We start from the raw sequence: 18177 nt of genomic DNA, 5'->3' as shown, positions 1-18177 counted from the left end.
AGTGCGTCAGATTGCTTATGTTTAGATGCTGCAAAGTTATCACACCAATTTCCAGTCACTGAAGAATTTTTCGTGAGATAGATCAATAAACCTAAACAATTAAATTCCCCTTTACGGAGTAAACAGTGCTCCAGGCCGCACCAGCACTGGCTTCGTGGAATCAAAATAATACCCCTGCGAAGATTCATACTTTTGTGATGTCACTCACCTTTTGAAGTTGTATGACAAGTTATCTTTTTTTCGTCGCGATATATAAACCGACTGAATATAAAAATATCGAGGGTTCCCCCTCGAATTAAACGGTACGGAAACCGAATTAGCACGATGACTTAAATGGCAAGGTTCGGGGAGTATCTCATTTTACGGCTACCCCCCTTTCGTTAAAGAACATCCTCCGCCCCGAGCAGGAGGATAGCCGCATTTTTTGCGGAAATAACAAAACGATGAGGCTTTACATGCGTAAAATTAAAGGGTTACGTTGGTACATGATCGCACTGGTGACCTTAGGCACCGTGCTGGGTTACCTGACACGTAACACGGTTGCGGCCGCTGCGCCAACGCTGATGGAAGAGTTACACATCTCCACCCAACAGTACTCCTATATCATCGCAGCCTATTCTGCTGCTTACACCGTTATGCAACCTGTCGCGGGCTACGTCCTGGATATACTCGGTACGAAAGTGGGCTACGCGATGTTTGCCGTACTGTGGGCCATTTTCTGCGGTGCGACAGCGCTGGCAGGAAGCTGGGGCGGTCTGGCCCTGGCGCGTGGTGCTGTCGGCGCCGCTGAAGCTGCCATGATCCCGGCAGGTCTGAAAGCCAGTTCTGAATGGTTCCCGGCAAAAGAACGTTCCATTGCCGTGGGATATTTCAACGTCGGTTCCTCGATTGGCGCGATGATAGCTCCGCCTCTGGTGGTCTGGGCGATCGTCATGCACAGCTGGCAAATGGCGTTCATTATCTCCGGCGCGCTGAGCTTTATTTGGGCGATGTCATGGCTGGTTTTCTACAAACATCCTCGCGATCAGAAAAAACTGTCTGACGAAGAGCGTGACTACATCATTAATGGTCAGGAAGCACAGCACCAGGTCGGGGCGGCGAAGAAAATGTCCGTTGGCCAGATCCTGCGTAACCGCCAGTTCTGGGGTATTGCACTGCCGCGTTTCCTGGCTGAACCGGCCTGGGGTACCTTCAACGCATGGATCCCGCTGTTCATGTTTAAAGTCTACGGCTTTAACCTGAAAGAGATCGCCATGTTCGCCTGGATGCCAATGCTGTTTGCCGATCTGGGCTGTATCGTTGGGGGTTATCTGCCGCCGCTGTTCCAACGCTGGTTTGGCGTGAATCTGATCGTTTCCCGTAAAATGGTCGTCACCATGGGCGCATTCCTGATGATTGGCCCTGGCATGATCGGTCTGTTTACCAGCCCCTATGCCGCCATCGCGCTGCTTTGCGTCGGCGGCTTTGCCCACCAGGCGCTTTCCGGCGCACTGATTACGCTCTCTTCGGACGTCTTTGGTCGTAACGAAGTGGCGACGGCAAATGGCCTGACCGGGATGTCCGCCTGGATGGCGAGTACGATGTTTGCGCTGGTGGTTGGTGCACTGGCCGACACCATTGGCTTTAGCCCGCTGTTTGCGGTGCTGGCGGTGTTCGACCTGCTGGGCGCGCTGGTCATCTGGACCGTGTTGCAAAACAAATCGGCGGACGATTCAGGTTCAGGCGAATCGCTCAATGAACCTGCCCCGCAAAATTGACCCAACACAATCTGTCATCAATTACCTCCACAGCCGCCTGTTCACAGGCGGCTTTTTCATCAGTACAAGTGGAGCCAGACTCGCAAAAGTGGTATAACAAATGTAGCCTGCCGTATCATGCCTGGAGCGCATATGGAAATCACCGAACCACGACGTTTGTATCAACAATTAGCTGCTGACCTTAAAGAGCGTATCGAAAAAGGCGCTTATCTCGTGGGCGAAAAACTGCCTGCAGAACGTTTTATTGCCGATGAAAAGAATGTCAGCCGCACTGTGGTTCGCGAAGCCATCATCATGCTGGAAGTTGAAGGCTATGTAGAAGTGCGTAAAGGTTCCGGTATTCACGTCGTTTCGAACCAGCCAAAACAATATGTTACGCCAGACGAAAACCTTGAGTTCGCCAGCTATGGTCCGTTTGAACTGCTCCAGGCTCGACAACTCATCGAAAGTAATATTGCCGAATTTGCTGCCACCCAGGTGACCAAACAAGACATCATGAAATTGATGCAAATTCAGGAGAATGCGCGTAACGAAAAATGTTTCCGCGACTCCGAGTGGGATCTCCAGTTTCATGTTCAGGTCGCACTGGCCACACAAAATACCGCACTGGCCGCTATCGTTGAGAAAATGTGGACTCAGCGCGTGCATAACCCCTACTGGAAGAAACTTCACGATCACATCGATCTCCGCACCGTGGATAACTGGTGCGATGACCATGATCAGATCCTGAAAGCGCTGATTCGCAAAGATCCCCACGCGGCCAAACTGGCGATGTGGCAGCATCTTGAGAATACAAAACAGATGCTATTCAATGAAACCAGCGACGATTTTGAGTTCAACGCCGACCGTTATCTTTTTGCGGAAAATCCCGTTGTTCATCTCGATACTGCGGCCAACGGCGCAAAATAAACACTCTGACTTCGGCAGGCGCGGCAATGCGCCTGTCTGCGGTATTCAGTAAGCGGAAGGTATAAAGTGTCAGCCTGTGTAAATCCTCTCGCCACCCTCCTTTGCGATAAGCAAAATCAGCGTGTATCGACGGCAATTTCTATAACGGACTACGTTGACCTTTGTTACACTTAGATGTTTTTTAAATTATGTGTGTTAGTGCTTGCTTACTTCATAACTTAACAATGAATTGTGCAAGCCCGTGACTTTGCACCCTACAGCGACCCATACAAAAAACGAAGAATGTCGCAATGTTGCAAACTCCAGAAAACCGGCATGACGACAACCGATTCTCCAGGAATACTGAATGGAACTTTTTACCCAATTGCTGCATGCCCTCTGGGCGCAGGACTTTGAAACACTGGCCAACCCTTCGATGATTGGCATGCTTTATTTAGTCTTGTTTATGATTTTGTTCCTGGAAAACGGGTTGCTTCCTGCTGCCTTTTTGCCTGGCGACAGCCTGTTGGTTTTGGTCGGCGTACTCATTGCAAAAGGCGCCATGGGATTCCCACAAACGATTCTGTTACTCACCACCGCCGCCAGCTTAGGCTGCTGGGTCAGCTATATACAGGGTCGATGGTTAGGCAACACCCGAATCGTACAGAACTGGCTGTCTCATTTACCGGCGCACTATCACCAACGCGCGCACCACCTTTTCCACAAGCATGGCTTATCGGCATTATTGGTCGGCCGCTTTATTGCCTTTGTGCGTACATTACTGCCCACCATCGCCGGTTTGTCCGGCCTCAATAATGCACGTTTTCAGTTCTTCAACTGGATGAGCGGCTTATTGTGGGTGCTGATACTGACCACCCTGGGCTACATGCTGGGCAAAACGCCCGTCTTCCTGAAGTACGAAGATCAGTTGATGTCGTGCTTGATGTTACTTCCCGTGGTCCTGCTGGTATTTGGGCTGGGAGGTTCGCTGGTCGTGGTGTGGAAAAAGAAATACGGTAATCGAGGGTAAGTGATGCTGAAACCACGCCTGACGCTTCGACAACTGGGCTGGACAACCTCATTTTTGGTGCTGCTGACCGTACTGATTCTGGTGTGGTCAGCGATTCGTCAACAAGAGTCGACGCTGGCTATCCGTGCAATTAATCAGGGTGCCAGCATGCCGGATGGCTTTTCAATTTGGCATCATCTGGATGCCAATGGCATTCGTTTCAAAAGCATCACCCCGCATAACGACACCTTACTGATCACATTCGACTCCCACGCGCAAAGCGCAGCAGCCCGGGCGGTGTTAGTCAGAACATTGCCCCATGGCTACATCATTGCCCAACAAGATGGCCAAAACTCAGCGGTGCAGTGGATTTCCCGTTTACGAGATACCCCGCTTCGCTTCGGATAATTTCAAACAATCCGAATCATATCACTCACTTTGGTGATTTCGCTGTTTACTGGCTATGATTAAGTGAGCGGGTACATTACCCGCCGCTTTGTTATTTGGATCATCGCGCCCGAAAAATGGGTACGAGTCACAATGGAAGGTTCAAGAATGAAATACCGCATTGCTTTAGCTATTACCCTTTTCACGCTCAGTGCAGGCAGCTACGCCAACACCCTCTGTCAGGAAAAAGAGCAGGATATTCAGCGGGAAATCAGCTATGCCGAGAAGCACAACAACCAGAACCGCATCAACGGTCTGAATAAAGCACTCAGTGAAGTCAGAGCAAACTGTAGCGACAGTCAGTTGCGTGCTGACCATGAGAAAAAAATCTCAGAACAGAAAAAAGAGATTTCTGAGCGTCAACGTGACTTAGCAGAGGCTAAGCAAAAAGGCGATGCGGATAAGATTGCAAAACGCGAACACAAGCTTGCGGAAGCTCAGGAAGACCTGAAAAAACTGGAAGCTCGCGACTACTGATTTATCTGTAACAATCACTACTCACTCACCTGGAGAAAACTATGTCGAATGATAACACTACGGAACATCTGCGCGCTGAGTTGAAATCCCTGGCCGATACGCTTGAAGAGGTGCTCAGTTCCTCTGGCGATAAGTCAAAAGAAGAGCTGAGTAAGATTCGTAGCAAAGCCGAGCGCGCGCTGAAAGAAAGCCGCCATCGTCTGGGAGAAACCGGAGACGCGATTGCAAAACAGACCCGTGAAGCTGCGGCCCGCGCCGATGACTATGTGCGTGAAAATCCGTGGACGGGCGTCGGCATCGGCGCTGCGGTAGGTGTCGTGCTGGGCGTACTGCTGACGCGTCGTTAATGATGGCGGATTCCCATCAAACACCAGGACCGGGTAAAAGCGTTCTGGGGATTGGCCAGCGAATTGTCACTATTCTCGTTGAGATGGTGGAGACCCGTTTGCGACTGGCGGTTGTTGAGCTGGAAGAAGAAAAAGCAAACCTCATCCAGCTTTTGCTGATGCTGGGTCTCACCATGCTGTTTGCCGCTTTCGGTCTGATGAGCCTGATGATTCTGATCATCTGGGCCGTTGATCCTCAGTATCGACTCAATGTCATGATCGCCACGACAGTGGTGCTGCTGGTGATGGCATTGATCGGCGGAATCTGGACGTTACGCAAGGCGCGTCGTTCTACCCTGTTGCGCCACACACGACGCGAACTGGCGAACGACAGACAAATCCTTGAGGATGATGCCCAATGAGCAGCAAAGTCGAACGCCAAAAGCGTAAGGCCATCCTGCTTAGTCAGATCCAGCAGCAAAGGCTGGATCTGTCTGTCTGTCGCCGGGACTGGCTTGAAACCACCCGTGCGTACGATCGCGGCTGGAACACGCTGCTCAATCTACGCTCATGGGCGCTAGTGGGCAGCAGCGTGATGGCCATCTGGACACTTCGTCACCCCAACAGGCTGGTGCGTTGGACGAAACGAGGATTCGGTCTCTGGAGTGCCTGGCGCTTGGTTAAGTCGACGCTACGGCAGCAGCATTTACGTAATTAACCTTGCCACACCTCAAGCCTGATAACGCTTCGTTTATCAGGCTACACACCCTTTCTTCTGCGCATCACTCAAATTTTTTGAAAAATACTGACAGTTTTCCTTGCTAACAATTGTCATTAGCCACGTTTATGATTCCCTCCATCGACAGCAACGACGCGCTTTACCGCGTAATAGCATAAAAAACATAATCAGCAGCCTGAGTGGTTTCCTGGAGAGTAAAATGAAAAAATTAGAAGATGTTGGTGTACTGGTAGCGCGCATTCTGATGCCAATCCTGTTTATTACCGCAGGATGGGGAAAAATCAGCGGATATGCGGGTACCCAACAATATATGGAAGCGATGGGCGTCCCTGGCTTTATGTTGCCGCTGGTGATTTTGCTTGAGTTTGGCGGCGGTCTGGCAATCCTGTTTGGTTTCCTGACCCGTACGACCGCGCTGTTCACTGCGGGCTTTACACTGTTAACGGCATTCCTGTTCCACAGCAACTTTGCTGAAGGCGTAAACTCGCTGATGTTCATGAAAAACCTGACCATTTCAGGCGGCTTCCTGCTGCTGGCTATCACGGGTCCGGGCGCATTCAGCATCGACCGTGTGCTGAATAAAAAGTGGTAAGCGCACTATAATTAAGAATCAAAAAACGAGGAGGTTTACTCCTCGTTTTTACTATCCGCAGGAGAGAAAAAATGGGACAACTGATTGACGGCGTCTGGCATGATGTCTGGTATGAAACCAAATCTACCGGAGGGAAATTTCAACGTTCCGTATCGGCTTTCCGCCACTGGCTCACTGCGGATGGCGCACCGGGTCCATCTGGCAACGGGGGTTTTGCCGCGGAAAAAGACCGCTATCATCTGTACGTCTCTCTTGCCTGCCCCTGGGCGCACCGCACACTGATTTTACGTAAACTCAAAGGTCTGGAACCGTTCATCTCGGTGTCGGTCGTCAATCCGCTGATGCTGGAAAACGGCTGGACGTTCGACGATGATTTTCCCGCGGTGACGGGCGATACACTCTATCAGCATGAATTTCTTTACCAACTCTACCTGCACGCCGACCCGCATTACAGCGGTCGCGTCACCGTGCCGGTGCTGTGGGATAAAAAGAATCACACCATCGTCAGTAACGAATCGGCGGAAATCATCCGTATGTTCAACACGGCGTTTGACGCGCTGGGCGCGAAAGCGGGCGATTACTACCCTCCGGAACTGCGCACTGAAATAGACGAACTGAACAGCTGGATTTATGACAATGTGAACAACGGTGTCTATAAAGCCGGTTTTGCCACCAGCCAACAGGCTTATGATGACGCCGTGACCCACGTCTTTGACTCGCTGGCGCGCCTGGAGCAGATTCTGGGGCAGCATCGCTATCTGACCGGAGATCGGTTAACAGAAGCAGACATCCGGCTGTGGACGACATTAGTGCGCTTCGACCCGGTGTACGTGACACATTTCAAGTGCGACAAGCACCGTATCAGCGACTACCTGAATCTGTACGGCTTTTTGCGCGATATTTATCAAATTCCGGGCATCGCGGAAACGGTCAATTTCGACCATATTCGCCACCACTATTTCCGCAGTCACAAAACCATCAACCCAACCGGCATTATTTCTGTCGGCCCGTGGCAGGATCTTAACGAGCCTCACGGACGCGATCTCCGTTTTCGCTAGTTTACAGGGCACCCTTCAGGGTGCTTTGTTTATTCACACCTCAAATATTTACCACTTTCCCATTCGCGGCTATTCTTGGTTTGATTACTTTAAAAACAAGTGATTGACCACGATTGAGGAAAAAATGGACTGGTATTTAAAAGTATTAAAGAACTACATCGGTTTTGGCGGTCGTGCGCGCCGCAAAGAGTACTGGATGTTTGTTCTGGTCAACGGCATCTTTACAGTGGTACTGGCGGTACTGGACAAGATGTTTGGCTGGGAGGGCACTGCGGGAGAAGGCATGCTGACCAGCATTTATGGGGTTCTGATCTTTTTACCCGGCTTAGCGGTACTGTTTCGCCGTCTGCATGACACCGACCGCACAGCATGGTGGCTATTGATATTACTCATCCCCATCATCGGCTGGCTGGTCATTTTTATCTTTACCTGCCAGAGCGGCGTGTCGGGCGAAAACCGTTTCGGAGCGGATCCGAAGCTTAACGCCTGATGTCATCTTCGCACCTCTCGTCAGAGGTGCGTTTCACTTTTACTTTCCGGCAAACAGCTTGGGGATCTCCCGCAGACACCAGGACTTCGCTTCTCCCATGCTGTCACGTCGCCACGCCATGATGATATCGATCTCGCTGGTCGATTCCGGGCTGACAACACGTAGCCGCCCTTCGGCGATATCCTGCTCCACCAGCGGATACGGCATCGTTGCGACACCAAGTCCGGCCAATAACGCCTGACGCTTATCCTCAATGGTGCTCACCGTCAGACGAGGCTGTTTATCCAGAAGCTGAACGGTTAACACCGGACGCTCACGGGCGGTATCCGCCACCGCAATCCCACGATATTTGACACGCGTAACTTCCGATAAAGGTTCAGGCTCCTGATGAATCGGGTGGTCAGGTGCCGCCACGTAGACGTTCATCAGGGTGTACAGCTTGCGGGAGTTAATTTCTGACGAGGAACGAAAATGCATATCCGGCGCGATGACAATATCGGCACGCCCCTGCTCCAGACGTTCCCATGCGCCCGCCAGCACTTCGGTAATAACCGAAAGCTGGGTATTCGCTTTACCGGCCAGCCTGTCGATAAGCGGGAAGAACGCCGACGTCGGCACCAGAGCTTCAGTCACTAACGTCAGATGCGTTTCCCAGCCACGCGCCAGCGCTTCCGCATCCGTCGTGAGCTTGTCAGCCGCTTCCAGCAGTACCCGCCCGCGCTCCAGCAACATACGCCCGACATTGGTGAACTTTGTCCGGTGGCCCGAACGGTCAAACAGCACCACATCCAGCTCTTCTTCCAGTTTTTGCATGGTGTAGCTGAGCGCAGACGGCACGCGCCCCAGCTCATCCGCCGCGGCAGCAAAGCTGCCACGCCTGTCAATCGCATCCATTACACGTAACGCTTCCAGCGTTAACGCCCTTTCTTTGGCCATAGCGTTCTCATTCAGGAAATTTGAACATACCGGGCAGAATATCTGGCTAACAATGCAGCGTCCAGCCCCTTAACATAAAAGGAAGTAAAGAGAGGTCAAGAATTATGATTACTACCCGAACAGCCAAACAATGCGGCCAGGCAGATTATGGATGGTTGCAGGCCCGTTACACCTTTTCTTTTGGACACTACTTTGACCCCAAACTGTTGGGATACGCCTCGCTGCGCGTCCTGAACCAGGAAGTCCTTGCGCCGGGCGCCTCTTTCCAGCCGCGCGCCTATCCGAAGGTGGACATTTTAAATCTGATTCTGGAAGGCGAAGCCGAGTATCGCGACAGCGAAGGAAACCATGTCCAGGCGAAAGCGGGAGAGGCATTACTGCTCGCCACCCAGCCGGGAATCAGCTACAGCGAACACAATCTCAGCAAAGAGAAGCCACTGACCCGGATGCAGCTGTGGCTGGACGCCTGCCCTGAAAGGGAAAATGCGCTGGTACAAAAAACCGCGCTAACCCTGGGCAAGCAGCAACTGATCGCGTCCCCGGACGGCGCGCAGGAAAGCCTGCAACTGCGTCAACAGGTGTGGGTGCATCACATCATGCTCAATCAGGGTGAATCCGTGAGTTTTCAACTGCATGGTCCACGCGCCTACCTGCAATCGATTCACGGTACGTTCCATGCGGTGACCCATAACGAAGAAAAAGAAGCGCTAACCTGCGGTGACGGCGCATTTATTCGTGATGAAGCTAACATAACGTTAGTGGCCGATACGCCATTGCGCGCATTGCTGATAGATTTGCCTATATAGTCTGGAAAAACAAGGGAGTATGACTATGAGCAAAAAGTCGGCTAAACAGCGTCAATCCGTATCAAAAAAAAGCGTGCAGGAAACCGTGAGCAAACCTGCTCCGTTTGGTTATGAAGAGATGTTGACCGAGCTGGAAGCGATTGTCGCGGATGCCGAAATCCGGCTGGCGGAAGAAGACGCCGCCTGACAACCCGATAAGCGCAACGCCATCGGGGAGTCAGACGGTAAATTGCCGGATAGTGACGCCAACGCATCTTATCCGGCCTGGCGATTAATGTGCCTTACTGGCCATAATCTCAATGATCTGCTTGTCCGTTTGCTGCATGGAACGAGACGCCAGCGCGCACAGGTTCGAGATAGACTGTTCGACGTTATGCGCCACAATCCCCTCATTACCGGTCACCGCCGTATCATCCAGTGCCATTAACACCGCTTTCCATGCCGACGATGCGCTGGTGGACACTTTCATTGCGCAGCTGTTCGACGCACCGTCGCAAATCATCCCACTGACGTCGCCGATCATACTGCCGATCGCCATCGCAATGGTGTTGTAACGCCCGTCAATCAGCCACGCCATTCCTGCTGCCGCGCCCATCGCCGCCGTGGTCGCCGCACACAGGGCAGACAAACGCGGCAACTGGTAATGGATGTAAATCGCGCTCAGGTGTGACAGCATCAACGCACGCGCGAGACGCTCCTCATCGGCGCCGAAATGCTCTGCAACCACCATCACCGGCACCGTCGCGGTAATCCCCTGATTACCCGAACCAGAGTTACTCATTGCAGGTAACGTTGCGCCCCCCATCCGCGCATCTGACGCCGCACTGGTGCGGATCAGAATGGCGGTGGACAGATCGTTTGCCAGCAGACCCCGTGCACACTGTTTCTCCATCGTCGCCCCGATATGCAACCCCCAGGCGCCACGCAGGCCTTCCTGAGACAGCGCGCCGTTGAGCTTCGCGGCGTCGAGAATAAAACAGATCGATTCGAACGGAACCGCGTTCACAAAGGCTAAAATCTCCTCCAGCGACGTCTCTGCAAGTACGTCCAGCGGCGACGCCTGATCTTCATGCTGACGGCATTCATCCTGCGTAAACACCACACCCTTGTTTGTTTCAACATGCACAATGTTGGTATGACCGCCGACGATCGTCACGCATGCCCATCCTGAGGCGCTATAAACTTTAGCGCGTGAGAACAGGATATCTTCGCAAGGCTCCTGCAACATCACCGAAACCTTTCCAGCCGCCAGCAGGTTTTTCGCCTCTGCAATCGTCTCAGCAGATGCGTCTTTCAGCACTTCAAGACCGGCATGAGCATCGCCCCCCAGCGCACCCAGCGCTGCCGCGACGGGCAACCCGACCATCCCCGTGCCCGGTACGGTAACTCCCATGCCGTTTTTCATCAGGTTTGGCGAGACCCACGCATCAATGCGTTCGACCGGGCCTTCAAGCTCAGAGACCGCAACGGCCGCCGCCAGGGCCAGTGAAATCGGTTCAGTACATCCCAGCGCCGGTTTGACTTCTTCCTGCACCGCCAGGATAAAACGCTGCCATAATGGATTTACTGTAGTCTCAAACATAACAATGACCTTAAAATTTCATCAATATCAAGAAAATGCCAGGAACGGAGAAACGCACAGCAACAGGCCAGTGAAGATAATCAGATATAACGACGCGCCTTTGTATTTGTGCAGTGCAGGAACTTTGTAGACCAGCCACGCGGGGATCAAACATCCCACCATGCCGAAGATTGGGCTACAGATTGAGGTAAAGCTAAGGACGGGCGCATTCAATACAATTGCGCTCCAGGCCAGTAAGATGGCGAACAGCATAATGCCGCGCTGGACGAGGGTTTCGTTGATCTTCTCGGCAGGCATTTTGCGACGCAGCAGGTTCATCACAATCCCTTGCGTGGCTTCACGAAAGCCCAGGTAAACCCCGAAGAACGCCGTCATCACAGCAAAGATGTTCAGAATAACGCTGACCACTTTGACCCAGCCGGCCCCTGCGCCACTGATAAACTGCGCGGCAATCGCGAGGGCGGAAATATTCTGCTCATACGCTTTCACCGCTTCATCGTGGCCCATCGCCAGTGTGAAAGAGACTGCATAGAAGAAGACCGTGACAAACAGGATCCCGAACGCAATATTCATGGCGCGCAGCGCTTTATGACGCGCCACTTCGATGGATTTTGCACGTGAACGGTAAGAGATCACCATCGGGCTTAAGGTTTGGATAAACAGAATTGAGGTCAGCGTAAAGGGCAACGTGATGATAGCGTTTTTTACCAACAGCGCCATCGGCGGCAGCGCGCCAATGTTATACAGACGCCACATCCCGACCATAGAAACCCCTAACGCCGCCACCACTAACAGCTTGGTCAGCACCATGCCGGTAGAGATTTTAAACAGGAGCTTTTCACCACGTGATGAGATGGCCACCAGAGCACAAATCAGCACCAGGCCATAGAACGGGCTGTCAGAGAGTAAACCTTCGGTGACGCCGAACGTGTGCAGGTATGACGCGCTGTCATTGGTTATGGCGGTGGAGTACACAAACATCCAGATAACCAACATCACAAAGTAAAGCGCGCCTAACAAGATCCCCCAGTTTTTACCCAGATAGCCACTGATGACGCTGGGGTAGTCTTTGCATTCAGGGGATTCCGCCAGGGTGTTAATAAACAAACGCTGAAAGAGGTACATCGCCGGGTAGCCAATAACGGAGGAGAGCAAAAAGACCCACAGCCCCATTAATCCCACCTGGACGGGGAGAAAAACAATCCCCGCGCCAATCGCCATGCCGATACTCATAATGACCCAGCCAGTGTCCATGCTGTCGAATTTAATCGCTTCACGCCACTCACTTTCACTCATTCCAGCCCGGCGCGCTGGAGTCGATGCGTCGAGTATGACGCTATTATTCGTTGCCGTTTCCATAAGGTTCTCGCTTAATGTCCAGGTAGAGGTATTTTTTTATTTTTTTCGTGCCGCATCAAGGCGATACGCGGTACGTTTTCTGCAGGCGAGCTTTTGTAATGAAGAAATCATACGCGCAGGGTCAGAGAAAAACTTCACAATAAAACCCCTACAATTTCTAAAAGTTAAGAAATATTTTCTATTTAAAAAGCAATAAGTGAGTACACTTTCTCTATTTGAAGGGGATCACAACATGAATTTGACGGAGATCACAACATAAAAAAAGGCGCACCAGGATGCGCCTAAAGGGGGAAGAGAAGAAGGGGTTCTGTCAGGTACAAACGACTTTAATTGCCAGACCGCCACGTGAGGTTTCACGGTATTTATCGTTCATATCTTTACCGGTCTCATACATCGTCTCGATGACTTTATCGAGAGAAACCCGTGGTTCAGATGTCCGGCGCAACGCCATGCGCGCCGCATTCACCGCTTTTACAGCATTAATCGCGTTACGTTCAATGCACGGAATTTGTACCTGTCCGGCTACCGGATCACAGGTTAATCCCAGGTTGTGTTCCATCGCGATTTCCGCCGCAATACAGACCTGCGCCGGGCTACCGCCCAGCAATTCCGTGAGTCCTGCCGCGGCCATCGAACAGGCGACGCCTATCTCGCCCTGACAGCCGACTTCGGCCCCGGAGATGGAAGCATTCATCTTGTACAATGCGCCGATGGCGCCAGCCGCCAGTAAATAACGAGCAATTGAGTTTGCATTCACCGGACGGCGGAACTTGTCATAATAGGCCAGTACGGCAGGGATAATGCCACACGCACCGTTCGTGGGCGCAGTCACGACCCGTCCTCCCGCCGCGTTCTCTTCACTCACGGCTAAGGCGAACATGTTGATCCAGTCGATGACATTCATCGGATCGCTCGACAGGCTGTCGCTGGAGACCAGTAACCGACGCAGCGCGACCGCACGACGCGGCACATTAAGCGGCCCAGGCAACACGCCTTCGGTGTTCATGCCACGTTCTATCCCTGCATGCATCACCTCCCAGATACGCGCAAATCCCGCATCCACTTCGTCTTTACTGCGCATCGCCAGCTCATTTTGCATCATCAAGCCAGAGACGGAGAGGCCATTTCTTTCACACAGTTTCAGGAGTTCGCTGGCGGAGTGAAAGCCATAAGGAACCGACGTTTCAACGTCATGCGCCTGGCCAAAACGCTCCTCTTCGACGATAAAGCCGCCGCCAACGGAGTAATAGGTTTTGCTTAACAGTTTTTCCTGCCCGTTCCACGCAGTGATGCGCATCCCATTCTCATGGCGCGGGAGCGTTTCTTCATGGAAAAGAATACTGTCTGCGACGGGAAAATCGACCACGTGAGCGCCGTCCGCCACGAGCAGGCGTCCGGTACGGGTAGCTTCCTGAATAAACGCAGGAATACCATCAATATCAACATCCTGTGGACTATTTCCAGACAGTCCCATCATGATGGCGATATCGGTTGCATGCCCTTTTCCGGTCAGCGATAACGATCCATACAGATCGACCACCATACGCGTCGTCTGCAGCAGCGTTCCAGAATGGGTCAGTTGATCAATAAAACATTTTCCAGCATTCATTGGCCCTACGGTATGCGAGCTGGAAGGTCCAATGCCAATCTTAAAAATTTCGAATGCGCTAATCATATCCACACCCTCGGATTGCCGTTCAGTGAAGACCAGGTTTCACACTCATTATTGGGATCGGGGCGATCCTGACGATCGCCCCGCAGGGGATGACTTATGCGCTGCGTACCGCGATGGCTTCAATCTCCAGTTTCACGTCCTTCGGCAGACGGGCAACCTGAACGCAACTGCGCGCCGGATAGATAGCCTGATGTTCGTCAAAGAACTGCTGGTAAACCTGATTGATGGTGGCAAAGTCATTCATATCGGTAATGAAGACAGTTGTTTTCACGATGCTGCCCACCTCTAACCCGGCTGCAACCACGATTGCCTTCACGTTCTCAAGGCTCTGACGTGCCTGATCGGCAACGTTTTCTGCGACCGCGCCCGTTTGTGGGCAAACCGGGATCTGACCCGACGTGAGCACCAAACTGCCTAAATCAACGCCCTGTACGTAGGGGCCGATGGCCCCCGGTGCACGTTGGGTCTCAATACTCTTTCTCATATCGCCTCCGGCGTTAAATCGCCTGGGTGAAAGTACGCGAAATGACATCCTGTTGCTGCTCGCGGGTCAGCGCATTGAAGCGCACAGCGTAACCGGAGACACGGATTGTCAGGTTTGGATAGTTTTCCGGGTGCTCAATGGCATCCAGCAGCATTTCACGGTTCATCACGTTCACGTTCAGGTGCTGTCCACCTTCAACGTGCGCTTCATGATGGAAGTAACCGTCCAACAGGCCGACCAGGTTGGTTTTGCGCACGCCGTCATCTTTACCCAGCGCTGCTGGCACAATGGAGAAGGTGTACGAAATACCGTCTTTGGCGTAGGTGAACGGCAGTTTTGCTACCGATGTCAGCGACGCTACAGCCCCTTTACGGTCACGGCCGTGCATCGGGTTAGCCCCTGGTGCGAACGGTGTACCGGCGCGACGACCATCCGGGGTGTTCCCGGTTTTCTGGCCATACACCACGTTGGAGGTGATGGTCAGGATGGACTGCGTCGGCACTGCGTTACGGTAGGTTGGCAACACTTTAATTTTCTTCATAAAGCGTTCAACCAGATCGCAGGCAATGCTGTCTACACGTTCATCGTTATTCCCGTACTGCGGGTAGTCGCCTTCAATTTCAAAGTCGACAGCCAGTCCGTTTTCATCACGAATCGGTTTCACTCGTGCATATTTGATTGCAGAGAGGGAATCCGCTGCAACGGACAGGCCCGCCATTCCGCACGCCATCGTCCGATAAACATCGCGATCGTGCAGTGCCATCAGTGACGCTTCGTAGCTGTACTTGTCATGCATGTAGTGGATGATGTTCAGGGCGCTGATGTACTGCACCGCCAGCCAGTCCATAAAGTGGTCCAGGCTCTCCATCACCGTGTCGTATTCCAGCACGTCATCCATCAATGGCGCCGTTTTCGGCCCAACCTGGATTTTCAGCTTCTCATCAACACCGCCGTTGATTGCGTACAGCAGGGTTTTCGCGAGGTTGGCACGCGCACCAAAGAACTGCATTTGCTTGCCGATCACCATCGGGCTCACGCAGCAGGCAATGGCATAATCGTCGCTGTCGAAGTCAGCACGCATCAGATCGTCGTTTTCATACTGCAACGATGAGGTGACGATAGAGACCTGCGCAGCATACTTTTTAAACGCAATCGGCAGCGCTTCTGACCACAACACGGTCAGGTTTGGTTCTGGCGCTGGCCCCATGGTGTGCAGCGTATGCAGGTAACGGTAGGAGTTTTTGGTCACCAGCGTACGACCATCCAGCCCCATCCCGCCGATCACTTCGGTCGCCCAGATAGGGTCGCCGGAGAACAGGGTGTCGAATTCCGGCGTACGCAGGAAGCGCACCATACGGATCTTCATGATGAAGTGGTCGATCAGTTCCTGTGCCTGCTGCTCCGTCAGGACGCCAGCTTTAAAGTCGCGTTCGATGTAGATATCAAGGAACGACGCGGTGCGGCCCAGTGACATTGCACCGCCGTTCTGCGATTTCACCGCAGCCAGATAGGCGAAGTAAACCCACTGTACGGCTTCCTGCGCATTACGCGCCGGACGGGAAATATCGCAACCGTATTTCGCAGCCATTTCCTGCATTTGCAGCAGCGCGCGGCGGTGTTCAGACAGCTCTTCACGCAGGCGAATGGTCGCCTCAAGATTCTGTCCCCACTCCAGATTCGACTGAAGATCGGCAAATTGCTGTTCACGCTCACGCACCAGATAGCGGATACCGTACAGCGCGACGCGGCGGTAATCGCCAATGATGCGACCACGACCATAGCCGTCTGGCAGACCGGTCAATACACCGGACTTACGGCAGCGCAGCATATCCGGGGAATAGGCGTCGAACACGCCCTGGTTATGGGTTTTACGCAGTTCAGTATATTGGTACTCAAAATCGGCATCCATCTCGCGACCATAAGCATCGAACGAGCTTTTGATCATATTGATGCCGCCAAACGGGTGCAGGGCGCGCTTCAGCGGTTTATCCGTTTGCAGACCGACGATCTTTTCCAGCTCTTGTTCAATATATCCCGCATCATGCGCGGTGATCGTTGTCGCTATATTGGTATCGAAATCAACCGGAGCATGGGTTGAGTTTTCAATACGAATTCCCGCCATGACTTTTTCCCACAATGCTGTGGTTGCCGGGGTCGCTTCTGCAAGGAAAGATTCATCCCCTTCATATGGCGTATAGTTGTGCTGAATAAAATCACGGACATTAATTTCTTCTTTCCAGTCCGTACCTTTAAAACCAAGCCAGGCGTCGGCATACAGCATATCGCTGGTATCGATATTTACCTTCATGAAAAATAATCTCTCTACAGAACAACAAATAAGTTATGCAAATTCCACGGGGGCGTTAACTTTGCCTAAATGAATAGCATCAAGTGCAATCATTTTTTCTTCATTCGTTGGAATGACGGCGCAAATAACACGGGCCTCTTTGCCTGAGATAATTCTTTCGCCATGGGAATTAGGCAGACTGTTCATATCGCTGTCTACACTCACGCCCAGTACGGCCAGATGTTCAATCACCAGGCGGCGAATTAACACGGAGTTCTCACCGATACCGCCAGTGAAAATAATGCCGTCCAGACGATGTAACGACGCAGCGTGACCAGCAATATGGCGTGCAATGCGATGCACAAACGTTTTGATCGCCAGCTGTGCGCGTTCATGGCCTTCGCTCCAGGCTTTTTCCAGCACGCGTAAATCAGAAGACAGACCCGAAATGCCCAGTAAGCCGGACTCTTTGTTGACCACTCGCTCAAGGTCGCTCAGCGTCTGGTTGGTTTCGCTGGCTACCCACGCCATGGCGCCAAAGTCCACGTCGCCGCTGCGCGTGCCCATCATCAGCCCTTCCAGCGGCGTCATCCCCATTGAGGTATCGGCGCTCTGTCCGTTACGGACCGCGCAGATTGACGCGCCATTGCCGAGATGAGCAATCACCAGACCGGAATCCTGCTCCTGCAGTTCAAGGAGATCGAATGCACGTTGTGAAACGTAGCGATGCGATGTGCCATGAAATCCATATCGGCGCACACCCAGCTCTTCAAAATATTTCCACGGTAAACCGTACAGGTAAGCTTCAGGTGCCAGCGTTTGATGGAAGCTGGTATCAAAAACGGCCACCTGCTGAACACCAGGGAACAACTGCTTTGCCGATTCAATTCCGCTTAAATTCGCGTAATTGTGTAATGGTGCTAAAGGAGAAACCCGGCGAATATTTTCAATAACCTCATCAGTGATAATGGCTGACTCAGTAAAGATATTTCCGCCGTGGGCGATACGGTGGCCAATTAAGGCCACGCTATCGATTAATTTACGTTTTTCCAGCTCAACGGCTATCGCCTGGAATGCACCTTCGTAGCTGTGGTGAGCCAGCTGCGCTGGCTCTCCCCCATTCACGACCAAAAAAGCATTTTCAGAATTAATTCCGTCCGCAATACCCGCCATCAAAACATCACAATGGGTTGCATCCAGCACTGAAAACTTAATTGAAGATGATCCACAGTTAATAACCAAAACTACCGGGAATTCATTCATTT

Annotated in this window: 20 protein-coding genes; 13 read left to right on the top strand and 7 right to left on the bottom strand. The window is 52.3% G+C overall.

Going from position 1 to position 18177, the window contains the following annotated elements; all coding sequences use genetic code 11:
- The first annotated feature begins 455 nt into the window (after positions 1–455).
- The 11 genes from AC07UY_RS00805 (at position 456) to AC07UY_RS00755 (ending at position 7783) form a co-directional block, all read left to right on the top strand.
- A complete protein-coding gene (locus AC07UY_RS00805; protein ID WP_203359901.1) occupies positions 456–1757 on the top strand; it encodes an MFS transporter in 1302 nt (433 codons plus the stop codon).
- A 132-nt stretch (positions 1758–1889) separates the two neighbouring features.
- Positions 1890–2666, top strand: a complete 777-nt coding sequence (exuR, locus tag AC07UY_RS00800) for a transcriptional regulator ExuR (protein WP_203359900.1) — start codon at positions 1890–1892, stop codon at positions 2664–2666.
- Between the two features lie 346 nt (positions 2667–3012).
- Positions 3013–3675, top strand: a complete 663-nt coding sequence (gene yqjA / locus AC07UY_RS00795; RefSeq protein WP_203359899.1) for a DedA family general envelope maintenance protein YqjA — start codon at positions 3013–3015, stop codon at positions 3673–3675.
- 3 nt (positions 3676–3678) lie between these two features.
- Positions 3679–4062, top strand: coding sequence for an EnvZ/OmpR regulon moderator MzrA (gene mzrA, locus AC07UY_RS00790; RefSeq protein ID WP_494660921.1), 384 nt, complete (start codon positions 3679–3681; stop codon positions 4060–4062).
- A 147-nt stretch (positions 4063–4209) separates the two neighbouring features.
- The gene (locus AC07UY_RS00785) at positions 4210–4578 is read left to right on the top strand and encodes a DUF1090 domain-containing protein (protein ID WP_203359897.1); all 369 of its coding nucleotides are present in this window, start codon (positions 4210–4212) and stop codon (positions 4576–4578) included.
- A gap of 41 nt (positions 4579–4619) precedes the next feature.
- Complete coding sequence (locus tag AC07UY_RS00780) at positions 4620–4925, top strand: ElaB/YgaM/YqjD family protein (RefSeq protein ID WP_162379426.1); 306 nt, start codon at positions 4620–4622, stop codon at positions 4923–4925.
- Positions 4926–4927: 2 nt separating this feature from the next.
- Positions 4928–5326 (top strand): phage holin family protein, encoded by a 399-nt coding sequence (locus AC07UY_RS00775; protein ID WP_494660934.1) that lies wholly within the window; start codon positions 4928–4930, stop codon positions 5324–5326.
- The gene (locus tag AC07UY_RS00770; RefSeq protein ID WP_494660920.1) at positions 5323–5622 is read left to right on the top strand and encodes a YqjK-like family protein; all 300 of its coding nucleotides are present in this window, start codon (positions 5323–5325) and stop codon (positions 5620–5622) included. The genes AC07UY_RS00775 and AC07UY_RS00770 overlap by 4 nt, the downstream gene beginning before the upstream one ends.
- Positions 5623–5842: 220 nt before the next feature.
- Positions 5843–6235, top strand: coding sequence for a DoxX family protein (locus AC07UY_RS00765; RefSeq protein ID WP_193568566.1), 393 nt, complete (start codon positions 5843–5845; stop codon positions 6233–6235).
- 71 nt (positions 6236–6306) lie between these two features.
- Complete coding sequence (locus AC07UY_RS00760; RefSeq protein WP_494700582.1) at positions 6307–7293, top strand: glutathione S-transferase family protein; 987 nt, start codon at positions 6307–6309, stop codon at positions 7291–7293.
- A gap of 124 nt (positions 7294–7417) precedes the next feature.
- Positions 7418–7783: a DUF805 domain-containing protein gene (locus tag AC07UY_RS00755; RefSeq protein WP_203359894.1), complete on the top strand. Its 366-nt coding sequence runs from the start codon at positions 7418–7420 to the stop codon at positions 7781–7783.
- Positions 7784–7822: 39 nt separating this feature from the next.
- On the opposite strand, the gene yhaJ is transcribed toward AC07UY_RS00755, so the two are convergent.
- The gene (yhaJ, locus tag AC07UY_RS00750) at positions 7823–8719 is read right to left on the bottom strand and encodes a DNA-binding transcriptional regulator YhaJ (protein ID WP_192613565.1); all 897 of its coding nucleotides are present in this window, start codon (positions 8717–8719) and stop codon (positions 7823–7825) included.
- Positions 8720–8823: 104 nt separating this feature from the next.
- Here yhaJ and AC07UY_RS00745 point away from each other — a divergent pair, with 104 nt between their 5' ends.
- A complete protein-coding gene (locus AC07UY_RS00745) occupies positions 8824–9525 on the top strand; it encodes a pirin family protein (protein ID WP_494660918.1) in 702 nt (233 codons plus the stop codon).
- A gap of 25 nt (positions 9526–9550) precedes the next feature.
- Positions 9551–9712: a protein YhaL gene (locus AC07UY_RS00740; RefSeq protein WP_203359892.1), complete on the top strand. Its 162-nt coding sequence runs from the start codon at positions 9551–9553 to the stop codon at positions 9710–9712.
- Positions 9713–9796: 84 nt separating this feature from the next.
- Here AC07UY_RS00740 and AC07UY_RS00735 read toward each other — a convergent pair whose 3' ends face one another.
- The 6 genes from AC07UY_RS00735 to tdcD all read right to left on the bottom strand — a co-directional run bounded on the left by AC07UY_RS00735 (position 9797) and on the right by tdcD (position 18175).
- Positions 9797–11107, bottom strand: coding sequence for an L-cysteine desulfidase family protein (locus AC07UY_RS00735; RefSeq protein WP_494660917.1), 1311 nt, complete (start codon positions 11105–11107; stop codon positions 9797–9799).
- Between the two features lie 27 nt (positions 11108–11134).
- A complete protein-coding gene (locus tag AC07UY_RS00730) occupies positions 11135–12466 on the bottom strand; it encodes an SLC5/6 family protein (protein ID WP_494660916.1) in 1332 nt (443 codons plus the stop codon).
- A gap of 310 nt (positions 12467–12776) precedes the next feature.
- A complete protein-coding gene (gene tdcG / locus AC07UY_RS00725; RefSeq protein WP_494700581.1) occupies positions 12777–14141 on the bottom strand; it encodes an L-serine ammonia-lyase in 1365 nt (454 codons plus the stop codon).
- 94 nt (positions 14142–14235) lie between these two features.
- The gene (locus AC07UY_RS00720) at positions 14236–14625 is read right to left on the bottom strand and encodes an enamine/imine deaminase (protein ID WP_494700580.1); all 390 of its coding nucleotides are present in this window, start codon (positions 14623–14625) and stop codon (positions 14236–14238) included.
- A 13-nt stretch (positions 14626–14638) separates the two neighbouring features.
- Entirely contained in the window at positions 14639–16933 is a 2295-nt protein-coding gene (gene pflB / locus AC07UY_RS00715; RefSeq protein WP_203359888.1) for a formate C-acetyltransferase, read from the bottom strand.
- Positions 16934–16966: 33 nt separating this feature from the next.
- Positions 16967–18175, bottom strand: coding sequence for a propionate kinase (gene tdcD, locus AC07UY_RS00710; RefSeq protein WP_494660913.1), 1209 nt, complete (start codon positions 18173–18175; stop codon positions 16967–16969).
- Between the last annotated feature and the right edge of the window lie 2 nt (positions 18176–18177).

The sequence above is a fragment of the Citrobacter sp. GW821-FHT02E08 genome, from assembly GCF_059421685.1.
Note: the sequence above shows the minus strand (reverse complement) of the source record. Positions and strands in the feature narration are given on the sequence as shown.